The organism is Gaetbulibacter sp. M235 (assembly GCF_043876835.1).
In the GTDB taxonomy this organism is placed as follows: domain Bacteria; phylum Bacteroidota; class Bacteroidia; order Flavobacteriales; family Flavobacteriaceae; genus Yeosuana.
Genome location: NZ_JBAWJZ010000012.1, coordinates 19,494 through 33,535 on the forward strand (window position 1 = coordinate 19,494; position 14,042 = coordinate 33,535).

Consider the following 14,042-nt stretch of genomic DNA (forward strand, 5'->3'; position numbering starts at 1 on the left):
TTCCAAATCTATAGGTTCATTAATCAAGGTCCAGAATTTCTATATTTAGATTCCAAATGAAATCCCTAAAGTAAAAATACCTCCGTCATAAATATTTTTGCGCTTTACCAATAGGTCCGTATAATCGGCATATCCAGTAAGCACACTAAGATGCCTGCCCAATTTATAAATGGCATTAAGTCCTAAGGATGTAAAAGTGGTTCCTTCTCCATACAAAAAGGATCCATTTTGATTTTCATTACCTGAATCCAATTTTTCTTGTATCCTAAGTTTTCCTATCAAATAGAGCCTTTTAAAGAAGAGATGACCAACCTCAGCGCCTGCATGAAATTGATTACTGAACGAATTGGTCCTAAAATTGATACCTGTATAGATACTCCCATAGGTTTTTCCATCTGGAAAAGACTTTGATGCAATTAAATTTGCCCACACATTAAACTCGCCATCCGAAGTGGGCAGGTTAATCTCATCAAACGTTCCCAGTTCATTGGCTTTTTTAGCTCTGGCTAAGTTAATCCCATTATTAGTGGGTATTTCAAAAATGGCCTGAAATGCAATAGGAGCTTTTTTAAAAAGCTTGTATTTCAATCCTAAATTAACACTACCAACACCGCCTACAGTTTCAGTTGAGCTAAAACTATTCAACATTATTACAGGCAAGTCCAGACTTGCTGTAATTCGATCGGTTACCCCATATTCGCCATAGAAAAGAAGAGCGCTACTGTTAAACCGGGAGCCTGTGTTAGAGAGATTACCTTCGGTTGTATAATAATCCTTTGAAGAATAATAGGATAATGAACTAAGCAAATAATAGCTTTTTGCTTTTCTTGTCCACCCACTTTGAGCACTTACTTGAAAAACCATTAAAATAAAAATGATACAGGTTAAAATATATTGTCTCATAATTTTGAATTTTGTTTTTGTTAAAAAAAATCCCTCAGGAAGAAAGTAGAGAAAAAATATAAGTTTTACTTATCCTCTACTTCTTCTGAAGGTGTTTAATAAACTCTTTAAAAAGTTTACTGTAATTCCGCGTTTCCAAAAGGAATATTAGCCGTGTCGCACCACAAAATAACATGGGTGAATTTAGCTGCAGGCGCTCCGTTTAATTTAATGTATCTTTCGCCATTGCTCGTTACGCTGCCTATCAATTTTAAATCTGGGTTACCATTACCAGGATCTGCTGTATACACTTCAGAAGTTGATAAATAAATTGCAACAGTACCAGTGGCTGTTTCTGTCTTAAAATTACTTGCAAAATGCAAAAAATACGTATTATTAGTATCCGTGCCCAATTCTACTGTACCCTCTGTAGGAGTTCCACTTTCTGCAGTCAAAGTTCCCTGTTTTGCTACAGTAAAAGCTCCAATAGGTAAAGACGAATCAACTTCAACAGTAATTGTTTCTGAATCATTGTTTGAACAACTACTGAATAAAACAACAGTGAATACTAAAATCATACTTGCTAAGGAAAAAAAATTTCTTTTCATAAATAAATGTTTTTTTAAATTATTTTTATATAAACCTAATTGGATTACATCTTTATGTATCAAATCAAGTTTCTTTAGCAAACATAGTCCCAACTTATCACAAAAAACTCACAGAACCTTAACAAAACAATTGCGTTTTATTCATACTTATTATTATATATTAAGGTAATTTCATTCTAAACTATAAATTGACAATCATGATTCACCGATAAAACTCCGACGCGGGTCGGGTCGTGATTTTTGTAAAAAAACTATTAATTTAAACTGCTAGCTGATTTTGTTTAATGACCAATCATATGGGTAAAATTCCACTTCACTGTTAGATGCAATCTTTTCTATTCGGTAACTATTCACGAACCAACCAAAGATTTTCCTTCTTTAGTAAAATCGTTCATGCACCATTCAAAAATTTGGGAAAGAAGCACTTTATTTCCGTTTATTCGTACAAAATCAGGATTGTTCAAAGATAACTTTGTCTGTTGTTGTAATTGAACCTCCAAAGTACTAGGTAAATACGCCCTATCAATAATGGGTGGACATCCCAAGCCTGCACAAACTAATACAAAATGAAACCTAGACTCCTTAGGGAAATTACCTCGAAGTAATTTATTTTCTATTTCATCTAGTGTACGCTCCTCACCTCCAATAATAAAAATTTTCTTATCAAACAAACCTTGTACATCCAAAGGGGATTTTACCGGATAATTTTCCACAATGCCTTTTATTACGCATAAATTATAAGCATTAATCCAAAATGATTGATATATTTTAGGATTTTCTTTTGGTACTCGCAAGTCTTGGGCTAAATCCAATGACTCATTTAAATCTTCAGGATTTTATTTAATATCTTCATAACCTACCCGTCCATTTTTAATATATGCCATAAAAAAAGTGTTAGCATTGTTGAAAAATCTTGAAATATTCTGTCCAATTCCTTGATTTACTGTTATTATCAAAATAATAGCAATGAGCATTTTTGCTGTTTTCATGTTTTTACGTTTTTTTTTAATTAAAGCCCAAGCATATGTTGTCATTTATCATGTCTATCTTATAGGAAACCATATTTTATAGGTTATACCATTTGATTTGATACTTGGTTTGCAAATTAATATAGAAAATGTTTCGTAAAAGTCATAAAATGATAACATTTTCAATCTGTTGATTGTTATAATTAAAAAAAAGAGAAGATAAATTGCAAGGATTTAGTACAAAAGCGGCCTTTGAGGAGTATCTGTTTACTATTAATAACAATTGTGAACATTCCATGATATTTTAACCTTTAATTTGATGTGTTATAAGTAGGTATTGATTGTTACAAATCGTTTTGAATCTATTGGCCTTTTTGAAATCCACATTAAAAGTTTGCAAGTCGTGGAAGGAGTTTTTAAAAGACTATTTTAATTTTAATTCTTAGTTAACATGACCACCAAATCTTTTTTGTGTGCAAATAATGCTACTTATTATCATATGAATAAACTGAAAATAAAATATTGAAAGCAATAACTATTGGATTTTTGTTTCTTTTCATTCTGAGCAAAGATAATTTTCAGAAAGAATACTATCGAGACTATTACCCTAATGGCAATTTAAAATCTAAGGGGTGGAAAAATGGAGCCAACAAAGAAGGTTTTTGGGAATTTTATTTCTCCAATAATAACCTAATGAAAAAGGGACGTTTTCAAAATAATCTAAAAGTTGGTTATTGGTATTTTTATACATCAGACGGTTATTTAAAAATGGAGGGGCATTATTCAAAAGGAGAAAAAGCAATGTGGTGGTTATTCTACGATGAAAATGGGGTAATAAACCACAAATGCCAACTCAAAAAAGGAGTGAAACACGGCTATTGTCTAAAGTATACAAACAAAAAATTGATTTCTGCTGAAAAATATCTTAATGGAAAAAAAATAAAAGAATGGTTTGAATTTGATAGATTTAAAAGGGAAAATAACTTGTCCGATTTAAGATAAAACATAATAGGATATTAAGAAAATTGAATTTTTATCATTTAACAAAGTTTATGTCCTATAAAGATATTCCCATAAACTTATTTTTAATTAAATAATTTGTAATATCTAAAATCCATTAGTTCCATTAACTTGGAACTATATTTTATCAGATTGAAAAGATAAAGATTACAGATTTAACCCACGACATGAATAGGGAGACTAAAACTAAATGAAGTGCCTTCATTAGGTTTACTCAAAACCTTTATACTACAGTCATGTATTTCCATAATTTTTTTAACAATAGCAAGACCTAAACCAACCCCTTTCTTTTTTTGACCCGTATTAGTTTGTTTATAACGCTCAAAAATTAAAATCTGATCTTCTTGTGTGATTCCTGGTCCTGAATCTTGGATAATAACCTCCACACGATTATTTATAGTTTTAATTTTTACGGTGATTTTACCACCGTAAGGAGTAAACTTTAATGCATTATCCATAAGGTTTTGAATTGCGCGTTCTACCAAAGAAATATCAGCAAATACCAAAGGTGTGTTATCTGCCATGGACAATCCTAAATCAATACTCTTATTTTTGGCTAATATAGAATAGTTCCTATATATATCATTAACTAACTCACTAATAAGGAAAGGTTCCTTTTGCGGTTTAATTTGATTTGACTCCAATTTAGAGTACTCAAAAAGTTGGAAAATAAGCTTAGAAAGCCGATCACAACTTTTGGAGATAGTGTTTAGATACATTTCACGTTCCTGAACAGAAAGTTCGGATTCCTTTATATGAAGTGTTTCAATATACCCTTGGATAATAGAAAGAGGTGTTCTTAAATCATGTGATATATTGGCAATGAGTTCTTGCCTCAGCTGTTCTACAGATTTAATTTTTTCAATATTGGATAAAATAGTGTCCGCCATACTGTTGTAAGTATTAGCTACATTTGCTAAATCATTTTTATCGGCATTTTTTATTCGGTAATTCAAATCTCCTTCTTGAAAACGCTTGGCTGCATAAATAATTTTCCTAAGATTACGTGTCAAATGCCAAATGGCTAGAACTCCCAAAAGTGTTGTAAAGATAAGAGTAAGAAAGGATCCTCCAAGACCCAAACGAATAAAATAACTATTAAACAAATCATTTCGAGTAGCTAAAAAGTCTTTTCCAGCCAAAACAATATAAATGTACCCTTCGTGCCCATCTTTGACAAAATGTGAGGCAGAAAAGATTGTATTTTTATTTAAATCTTTAGGATCATTTCCCAACACATAACTATTACCTTTGTTTTTGATGAATTTTTGAATGGGTTCTAAGTTTACCTTACGTTGTTGTGTATTCGGTGCTTCATGATCCAAGACTACAGAATATTGTACAAAGCCGTTATTGTCTAATAGATACACTTCTATAGCTCCATTCACAGCCATCATGTTATGCATAATATCTCCAAAAAGTGCTTTGTTTACAGCCCCTGTAGAATCAAAAGGATGAGTATCTTTAAATTTTTCATCGATTAGATCCTGGGCCAGATTGGCGTTCAAGCGTTGTGTTGTCTCATAAAAATATTGATTGGAAAAATAAATGGATGTAACTGTGTATCCAATGCCTGCAATTAACAAAATAATGAGAAAAGTAAGAATGAGCTTAATGACAAACCTCGTTGTAAGTACTTCGTTTTTCATAATTTGTTATTATTGTTTAACTCTTTACGAGATCCTCGTTGAATTTATATCCAATTCCCCAAGTTGTCAAAATAAACTTTGGATTGCCCATATCAGGTTCAATTTTAGAGCGCAAGCGATTAATATGAGAGTTCACTGTATGTTCGAAACCTTGAAAATCATATCCCCAAATCATGTTCAACAATTTTGTTCTATCATAGCTTTTGCCCGGATTGGAAGACAAAAGAACTAAAAGTTCAAATTCCTTCGGAGACAGTTCCACCTTGTTCCCATCTAAAAATACTTTGCGCAATTCTATGTCAATAGAGAGAATATCAAATTCAATGAGTTTTGTTTTGTTCTTTGGTGAAGACTCCAAAACATCCATTTTTTGTCTTCTAAAAATAGCCTTTACACGTGCAATAAATTCGAGGATACTAAAAGGTTTGGTAAGATAATCGTCCGCCCCTACTTCCAATCCCAAAACCTTGTCAATTTCTTCAGAGCGGGCGGTAAGCATCATAATGGGAGACATAATGTTGTTCGCTCTAATTTTTTGACAGATTTCAATGCCATCCATTCCTGGCAGCATAACATCCAAAATAATAAGGTCAGGAGCCTCTTCAATGGCTTTTTTTAATCCTGTAACTCCCTGAGTAGATGTTATGACCTGGCAACCCAAATCCTTTAGATGTATTTCCAAAAGACAAATGATCTCAAGATCATCTTCAACAATCAACACTTTTTTCATGGTTTTGCGAATTTATTTTTAAATTATCACGAAAAGATCCCCTTTTCTACAAAATCTATAATGACAACTTATTAAAGAAGTCTATCATTCTCCTAAATCTTTACAGAATCAGTAAAACTTTAACATAATTATTAATACACATAACCGCAATTTTCATTCAACCTGCTAATACTAATATGCCTTGGCATCCATTTAAATGTTAAACTGAATCCATAAAAAAACTTTTAATACCTTATCTGCAACAAAAAGCGAGCTGTCACTAAACTTTGAACACCATATTTTTTTTGCAAAAAACTTGATTTTAATTTAATAATGTTAGGATTGTAAAACAGTTCCGTCTACTGGTAATATGAATTCGGAAAAAATAAATTCCTCAACAACCGCAATCCTTCTTTTTACACAAAGTGAAGAAGCAACAAGTGTTCTAAAACCTATTAATTCAAGTAAAAAAAAAAACAGATTGCTTTGGAAAAAGTTAAATGATCGAGTCTTAAAAACCATTCAAAAGACCAAGCTGCCATATTTTGTTTTAAAAGAAAATAATCAAGTTGGAGCCACTTTTGGAAAAAAAATAACCAGTTGTATTCAAGAAGTATTTGATAAAGGTTTTCAAAAAGTCATTGTTGTTGGAAATGATTGCCTTGCTTTAAACACTAATCATTTGAACAATGCAATTGAACAGTTACAACATAACCATTGTGTTTTGGGTGCTGATTTTAATGGAGGTGCTTATTTGATAGGGTTAACCCAGTCTACATTTAGGTCCAAAGAATTTCAACAAGCAGCCTGGCAAACGGTTACATTATTTAGTAGTTTACAAAAGCTTTTTAATGGGCAACCCATTGGTTATTTACCTCCTTTAGATGATTTTAATTCTATTTTTGATTTTAAACGAGTTGTTTACAAATTGCCATATGATGGTATATTAAGAAGTCTATTTCTGTCTTTTTTAATTGTCCCAAAAATTCAAATTTTACTTACATTTAATTTTATTGTCCATCAATTCATATCCATAAGCTTTAATAAAGGTTCTCCTCTCTATCTAAAAAGCTAATCCCCCTGTTTTAAACTCAATAGAGCCAATTAGAGATGTTATTATTAGGATATCACGGTACTATTGGGTATAAAAACAATGATACCAAGTCAACTTATTTTAATTATTAATATCATCCAAATGAAGCAGCTATATGTTTGGGGCCTGTTATTTATATCAACAATAACAATTGCCCAACAAGATTTAACCGTTTCTGTTATTGATGCAGAAACACAAAACCCAGTAACAAATGCTATTGTCATTTTACAAAACAAAAGCAGAAATATCCAATTAAGCGAACTATCCAATATTCAAGGAAAGGCAATCTTTAGAAATTTAGAGGCCCTTGATGGTTATCAAGTTCTTTATGAGGAAACACCGGAATATGTTAGTGAACGTTCAGAGCTCATTAATATTCGCTCAAATCAAAACCCGAATGTCACATTGATTTTATGGAACAACGCCGCCCAGCAATTGGACGCCGTTATAATCTCGTCCAGTTCAACGTCAAAAATCAATCGTCGTGACGCTGAAGTCTCATCCGAACTTAAGGCTACGGAAATTCAAGAAATACCCGTTGAGGGCCGGGATATTACCCGTATTTTGTACCGGCTACCCAATGTGACCCAGGCCACTGGTTTCTATCCAGAAGCACCCAATGTAAGTATTAATGGCATTAATGGATTATTTACTTCTTATTTAATCGATGGATTGGACAATAACGAACGTTTTCTGGGTGGTCAAAAATTTGCTATCCCTTCTGGGTTTGTAAAAGATATTACGGTCTTAACTAGTAATTTTTCGGCAGAATATGGCTTAACGGGAAGTGGTGTCGTTGATGTTACACCTCGTTCTGGTTCCAATATACTTGTTGGGGAAACCTATTTCATAACAAGGCCAGGACCATCTATTGATGGAAAGTCTTCCTTTGCACAACGCGATTTATCGGGTAACCAAGTCAAAAATGGATTTGCTCGATATCAAGCCGGAGCAGGAATAGGTGGAGCATTTATAAAAGATAAAACATTTTATTACTTCAATTTTGAACATACCACAGACGATAAGGATAATTTATTAAATGTCCCCACTTTAGGGATTAACGAAACGATAAGAGGCCTCAATACCTTTAATTATTTTTCCACTAAAATAGACCAACTTTGGAACACAAACTTTAAAAGTTCGTTGAGGGCCAACATTGGTTTGGTTAATATAGAACGTCAAGGAGGTGGTCTTAATGGCGGAGCTACCTTTCCTTCATCAGCCAATACACAAAAACGAAATAGTATATTGTTGGCCCTAAAAAACACCTACAACTTAGGGAAAATAAGTGCCGAAACCAATTTTCAGTACAGTCGTTTTAACTGGGATTATGCTAATCCATTGAACGCTAGCGACCCACAAGTAACGGTTTTGGGTACCAATGATGAAACATTGGCCATTTTGGGCCATCCAGGGTATTTGTTTCACGCCATAGAAAATACCATCCAAGTCCAACAAAAATTCAAATATTATTTAAACAACCATACCATAAAAGGCGGGCTGAATTACATTAGGGGGAACCACGAGCTAATTGGCGGTGGAAATCCTAATGGCAATTACACGGTTAAACTAACCCAATCTCAAATAGATGTTGTAAAATTGGCTAATTTTGGAAGCCACCTAAGTGTCAATGATATTCCTTCTGATGCCCAAGTGATAAATTATAATGTGGAGTTACGCCCCGCATCATTTGGAACACACCAAGATATTTATTCGGTTTATCTGGAGGACTTATGGTCTATAACCAATAAATTAAATATCACACTCGGATTGCGTTATGATTATGATAATTTATCCAAAGGTGGAGGAACAAAAGGCGATTATAACAATTTAGCACCACGATTTAACTTCAACTATAAGGTAACCAATAACAGCAGTATTCGCGGTGGTTACGGTATTGCTTATGACAAAATCAATTACGCCATTTATAGTGATGCCTTGCAACAAAACACAAATTCTGCCGATTATAGGGCACAATTACAAGAATTCATTGATTTAGGGATATTACCAGCCAATACCAATTTGGATGACATTACCTTCAACGGAAACATTTCAGCTAATTTATCTAATGTTACATACTTACAGGGGCCTTCTGGCGACCAGTTGCAAGGACAACGTGAGGAAGCCTTTTCCAATGAAAGACGTGTCCTAAATCCCAAAGGGTATAATAATCCCTATTCACATCAATTCTCTCTTGGGTATCAGTTACAAGTAAATGAAAATACTTTGTTCTATATAGATGTAGTTCACAACCGGGGTGAAAATTTGTTTCGTTTAAGAAACCTAAATGCCGCTGAAGAATATCCTATAGACCCCAATAACGTTGTGATTAGAACTCCAGAAGAAGCCGATTCTACGCGACCTATCCCCATTGCGAATAACGCTGCTTTCATCAATGGGCAAACTGTTAGCGGTGTTGCTAGAAATGTTGTGATTAGTGAAACAGAAGGCATATCCAGGTATTATGCCTTGAGTTTAAATTATCAAAAAAGCAAGGGCAATTACAACTATTCCTATCGATTGAATTACACCTTATCCTCACTTAAAAACAACACCGAGGACATTAACTTTAGAGCCATGGATGGTAATAACTATGCAAGGGAATGGGGGTCATCAATCAATGACAGAACCCATATTATTAACGGCATTTACAGTTATTATCCATTTAATGGGACGACGTTAACATTGGCAGGCCTACTTCAAAGTGGTCAGCCCATAAATAGGATCCCTTTAGGGTATGGTACGACTGACCTGAATGGTGATGGATCCGGATTTAGTGATGCCTACCAAGGAAATAGTGACCGCTTTCCTGGGGAAAGTAGAAATAGTGACCGCCTACCTTGGAGTACAACTTTTGATATGGGATTGCAACATCAATTTAAGGTCTCTGAAAATTCAAAATTAGAATTAAGAGCAGATGTTTTCAATGTTTTCAATGCTGAGAATTTAAGTGGATATAGCAATAATGCCACCCAAAGCAATCAAATCCAAGGTGGTTCCTCGGCCAGTGGTTTGTTTACCAAACGGAATGCCTCTCCACCCAGACAGGTTCAGTTTGGTGTTCGGTATTTATTTTAAACAGCTTTCAATCCAGTAAAGTTGTTACTATTTTGCTGGATTTTGATTGAATTATCAATAGAATTAAAAACCAGAAATACAATTGTTTTTATGAAAGCTATAAAAGAAAAAATAGAACCTTAGCCTCCTTTTATGGAGCTAGTTAAATTAAACAATCCAGTTATGTTTGTACTTAATAACAAAGAGCCAAATAAATTAGCTCATTTTTTAATAAAAAGGCACTGGTTGGCTAACGGTGAAATTATAACATCCATGTCAAAACCGGGTGAAGGGAATATGAATTATGTATTGCGAATAACTACAAGTAGCACATCCTTCATTTTAAAACAATCTAGGGCCTATGTTGAGAAATATCCTCAAATAGCAGCACCCGAAAAAAGGGTAGTAACTGAAGCAAAATTTTATACTAAAATTAGTGAAAACCCTTCAATTCAGAAGCGAATGCCCAAAATATTGGGTTTGGATATTGCTAATAATATAATGCTTCTGGAAGATTTAGGAATGGCCAATGATTATACCACTCTATATGCTTTAGATAAAAAAATTTCTGACGATGACATCCATGTTCTCATAATCTATTTAAATGATTTGCACCATGGCTTTAAGAAATCAAAAGTTGATGATGAATTATCTAATTTGGAATTAAGAAAACTAAACTATGAACACATTTTTCACTATCCATTTTTGGAATGTAATGGCTTTGATTTAAATATGGTTCAAGCGGGGTTACAAGAATTGGCCCAACCCTACAAAAGAGATACTTTTTTAAAACAAAAGATAGAACACTTAGGGGAACTCTATATGTCTAAAGGAGCCTATTTGCTGCATGGTGATTATTACCCAGGAAGCTGGTTATCAACCGAAAATGGCATTAAGATTATAGATCCAGAATTTTGTTTCTATGGCCAACGTGAATTTGATTTGGGCGTTTTAATCGCTCATTTAATTTTAACAAAACACGAACAATCCATAATAGATAAGGCAATTGAAAATTATAAAACTTTCCGTGAACTGAATATGGACATGTTGAATGGATTTATTGGTGTTGAAATTATGCGGAGATTGATAGGGTTAGCCCAATTGCCTTTACAGATGGCTCTAATTGAAAAAGAAAAACTAATGGGATTAGCATATCACTTAATAACACAAAAACGATGAAAATTTATAAACTGTGGCTATTTTTATTGATTACGAACTCAATTACAGCCCAAACCAAAGTTTGGTTCGATACAGATATTATGATAGGCATGCCGGATAAAGTGGCACGTGAGGTTGATGACGGTATTACCTTGATTATGGCTCTAAAGCAGCCCCAAATCCAAATTGTTGGCATCAGTAATATTACCTATGTGGATTATGGCTATACTGTGATTCATAAAATTTTAAACTGGCATAACAAGGGTGCCGCCATTCCAGTTTATAAAGGTTCAACCTTCGCCAATGATCTAGGAACGGAAAATAATGCGACAAGCGCTCTGTATCTAGCATTAAAGATGGACAAACTGACTATTTTAGCGCTTGGTCCATTGACCAATATAGCAACCTTGGTTAAAAACCATCCAGATATTATTCCTCAAATAGAACGTGTTGTGATGTGTGCTTCCCGGACTCCTAACTTACCTTTTAATCCTGGTAATGGAAAATTAAATGTATTTGATTATAACTATGAATTTGATACCGCTTCAATGGATGTTTTATTGAACTCTCCCATCCCCTTGGAGTTTGCGGGATATGAACCGAGTTCATATACACACATTGGCAACATTGATTTGGCTAGTTTGGACTTAAATAATGAAGCTGATAAATGGTTATATGAAATTGTACAACCATGGATGTCATTAAACGAAAGCTTATTTGGGGTTCGTGGTTTTATTCCTTTTGATTGTTCTACTTTGGGTATTGTAACACATCCTGAATATTTTACATATTATGAAGATATCCCCATAAAAGTAATTTATAAGAAAAATGATGCCGTGGAAATTCAACCAGATAAGCTTTTTAAAAATTTTCTAGAAGTGTCTTATGAGTTTAAAACCAAAAAGAAAGTAAAATATGCTCGAAGGGCCTTACAAGGTTTTGAAGAAAAGATTTTGGAAACATTGAGTGCTTCAAGATAGTCGATATTTATATTTAATGAAATAAAAAGTCGTTAAAGTTAACACTCATTCCATATACTTTGTTTCTTATAATGAAAATGTAGTCTTAAATAAAGCAGATAGAAAGTTAAACTATGGAATTGATGCCAATTTTAATATAACCTCATCTTTAAAATTAAACACAACAATTAATCCAGACTTCTCCCAAGTTGAAATTGATGACCAAATCACAAACTTAACAAGATTCAATATTAGTTTCCTTGAAAGAAGAAGTGGATCAATTAAAAGCTCTTAATATTATCGGTTGAAAAACAGAAACCGATTTTCTTTTTGGCAAATTTAAATCATATAATGAAAGAACTACGGGAACAGGGTTTCATTTAGCTAATATTGATGACGCCATAAATTTTAATAATTTTCACGAAGCCATTCATTTAGGGTTTATGATTGGCATTAAAAAGTTTGTTTAGTTAAAAGCGAATTATTATATGTTTTAAAAAATAAGGTAAGGCAATTTAACAAGCTATTATAACAAAAAGAAACTTTTAAGTGTCTAATAATGATTAGAACTTTTGATATTTATCAAGTAGACGTTTTTACTGAAAATAAATTTCAAGGAACCCCACATAAACTGTAGTTTGGAATGCCGGTGGTTTTTCAAATGCAGAAATGCAAAAAATAGCTAGACAACTAATCAATTCTGAAACAGTTTTTATTCATTTAAAAAATAAGTGCTGCCCATCGTTAAGATATTATCCAACCTAAGAAATAGATAGCTCGGGTCATGCAACAATTGCAGTAGCACATATTTTTACAAATAAAAAGGATATCAAAACCTAATTCGTTTCAAAACCAATTTAGGGAATTTGGAAGTTGAAAACGATTGTAGTACGCTATCATATAGTGCACGTGCATGCCGATTTGAAAATATTTTAAATGAAAAACAGAAAGATGAATTGATTGAGATACTTGGTTTAAACTCTATTGACGTATATCCTGGTTTGTCATTTCACGTAATAAATGGAGCAAGTAACAAACTGATAACACCCTTAAATCCAAACAAGCAATTTTAAAATCAAATCCAGATATTCAACAACTTTAGAAATACTGTAAAGAGAATACGGCCCCAGGTATTTTTCTTAGCTCTATTGCCAAACAATCAGAAAGGTTTGTTATCTATGGTAGAATGTTTGTTCCACTATTGGGCATAAATGAAGATCCTGTTAAGGGCAACTCTTGCACTCCTATGATTACTTATATCAATAAGTATAAAATAGTAAATTGGGGTTTTTTAAAAAGAGATATACAATGTTATCAAGGAGATTCGGTTGACAGAGAGAGGACGGTCCTTATTAAATTTGAATTTGCCAACAACAATATAAAAAAATAAGTATTGGCGGTAAAGCAATAATTGCATTTAAAACACTAGTTACTATAAAAACAAAATGACAGGAATATTTCAGATAGATGAGCCAATAATCAAACTACTAGAATATTTTTTAATCGGGTTGGTAGCAAGCTTTTATGGTAGCATAACTGGTGTTCCCTTTATGCTTTCTATTCCTGCCCTAATTTTTATGGGAATTCCGGCCGAAACCGTATTTGTTACTAACAAACTAGGCGATTTAGGTCGTTTTTCTTTATCAACATTTAGGTTTGTAAAATCTGGAAAGGCAATTTGGAAATATGCAGTTCCTTTTATTCCTCTTGCAATTACAGGAGGCTTATTGGGTGCAAAACTTCCAACAATTTATAAATAAGGAAAAATTATATCTAATCGTTGGTATTGTCATATTGACCATGATTCCTTTAATATTATTAAATAAAAACATTCGGTTTAAACAATCATACCCAAACCTGACTAAAACAATATTTGGATATGTAATATATTTTTTCTTGTCAATATAAGGAATGCTCAGAATCTCAACATTATTTATCC

The 14,042-nt window shown here is 33.1% G+C and carries 15 protein-coding genes; 9 read left to right on the plus strand and 6 right to left on the minus strand.

The genetic code is table 11. From position 1 onward, the window contains the following. Positions 1-45 precede the first annotated feature (45 nt). The 4 genes from V8G69_RS15425 to V8G69_RS15440 form a co-directional block, all read right to left on the minus strand. On the minus strand, positions 46-903 hold the full coding sequence (locus V8G69_RS15425) for a hypothetical protein (protein ID WP_394883014.1): 858 nt from the start codon (positions 901-903) through the stop codon (positions 46-48). A 116-nt stretch (positions 904-1,019) separates the two neighbouring features. Beyond that, the gene (locus V8G69_RS15430; RefSeq protein WP_394883016.1) at positions 1,020-1,490 is read right to left on the minus strand and encodes a DM13 domain-containing protein; all 471 of its coding nucleotides are present in this window, start codon (positions 1,488-1,490) and stop codon (positions 1,020-1,022) included. A 350-nt stretch (positions 1,491-1,840) separates the two neighbouring features. After that, positions 1,841-2,302, minus strand: coding sequence for a DUF547 domain-containing protein (locus tag V8G69_RS15435; RefSeq protein WP_394883017.1), 462 nt, complete (start codon positions 2,300-2,302; stop codon positions 1,841-1,843). Positions 2,303-2,326: 24 nt separating this feature from the next. Next, the gene (locus V8G69_RS15440) at positions 2,327-2,479 is read right to left on the minus strand and encodes a hypothetical protein (RefSeq protein ID WP_394883019.1); all 153 of its coding nucleotides are present in this window, start codon (positions 2,477-2,479) and stop codon (positions 2,327-2,329) included. Between the two features lie 501 nt (positions 2,480-2,980). Here V8G69_RS15440 and V8G69_RS15445 point away from each other — a divergent pair. Beyond that, positions 2,981-3,460: a toxin-antitoxin system YwqK family antitoxin gene (locus V8G69_RS15445; protein ID WP_394883021.1), complete on the plus strand. Its 480-nt coding sequence runs from the start codon at positions 2,981-2,983 to the stop codon at positions 3,458-3,460. A gap of 173 nt (positions 3,461-3,633) precedes the next feature. On the opposite strand, the gene V8G69_RS15450 is transcribed toward V8G69_RS15445, so the two are convergent. After that, a complete protein-coding gene (locus V8G69_RS15450; protein ID WP_394883022.1) occupies positions 3,634-5,127 on the minus strand; it encodes an ATP-binding protein in 1,494 nt (497 codons plus the stop codon). Between the two features lie 16 nt (positions 5,128-5,143). Next, complete coding sequence (locus tag V8G69_RS15455) at positions 5,144-5,857, minus strand: response regulator transcription factor (RefSeq protein WP_394883024.1); 714 nt, start codon at positions 5,855-5,857, stop codon at positions 5,144-5,146. A gap of 349 nt (positions 5,858-6,206) precedes the next feature. Here V8G69_RS15455 and V8G69_RS15460 point away from each other — a divergent pair, with 349 nt between their 5' ends. The 8 genes from V8G69_RS15460 (at position 6,207) to V8G69_RS15495 (ending at position 13,863) form a co-directional block, all read left to right on the plus strand. Further along, on the plus strand, positions 6,207-6,911 hold the full coding sequence (locus V8G69_RS15460) for a DUF2064 domain-containing protein (RefSeq protein WP_394883026.1): 705 nt from the start codon (positions 6,207-6,209) through the stop codon (positions 6,909-6,911). A gap of 120 nt (positions 6,912-7,031) precedes the next feature. Then, positions 7,032-10,007, plus strand: a complete 2,976-nt coding sequence (locus tag V8G69_RS15465) for a TonB-dependent receptor plug domain-containing protein (RefSeq protein WP_394883028.1) — start codon at positions 7,032-7,034, stop codon at positions 10,005-10,007. 132 nt (positions 10,008-10,139) lie between these two features. Continuing rightward, positions 10,140-11,165, plus strand: coding sequence for a phosphotransferase (locus V8G69_RS15470; protein ID WP_394883030.1), 1,026 nt, complete (start codon positions 10,140-10,142; stop codon positions 11,163-11,165). A 26-nt stretch (positions 11,166-11,191) separates the two neighbouring features. Next, positions 11,192-12,124 (plus strand): nucleoside hydrolase, encoded by a 933-nt coding sequence (locus tag V8G69_RS15475; RefSeq protein WP_394883032.1) that lies wholly within the window; start codon positions 11,192-11,194, stop codon positions 12,122-12,124. Positions 12,125-12,176: 52 nt separating this feature from the next. Beyond that, positions 12,177-12,398 carry a DUF5916 domain-containing protein gene (locus V8G69_RS15480; RefSeq protein ID WP_394883108.1) on the plus strand — a complete coding sequence of 74 codons (222 nt, stop codon included), beginning with the start codon at positions 12,177-12,179 and terminating at the stop codon, positions 12,396-12,398. A 571-nt stretch (positions 12,399-12,969) separates the two neighbouring features. Then, the gene (locus V8G69_RS15485; protein WP_394883034.1) at positions 12,970-13,176 is read left to right on the plus strand and encodes a hypothetical protein; all 207 of its coding nucleotides are present in this window, start codon (positions 12,970-12,972) and stop codon (positions 13,174-13,176) included. Between the two features lie 59 nt (positions 13,177-13,235). Next, positions 13,236-13,493: a PhzF family phenazine biosynthesis protein gene (locus V8G69_RS15490; protein ID WP_394883110.1), complete on the plus strand. Its 258-nt coding sequence runs from the start codon at positions 13,236-13,238 to the stop codon at positions 13,491-13,493. A 55-nt stretch (positions 13,494-13,548) separates the two neighbouring features. After that, on the plus strand, positions 13,549-13,863 hold the full coding sequence (locus tag V8G69_RS15495; protein ID WP_394883036.1) for a TSUP family transporter: 315 nt from the start codon (positions 13,549-13,551) through the stop codon (positions 13,861-13,863). Positions 13,864-14,042: the final 179 nt, after the last annotated feature.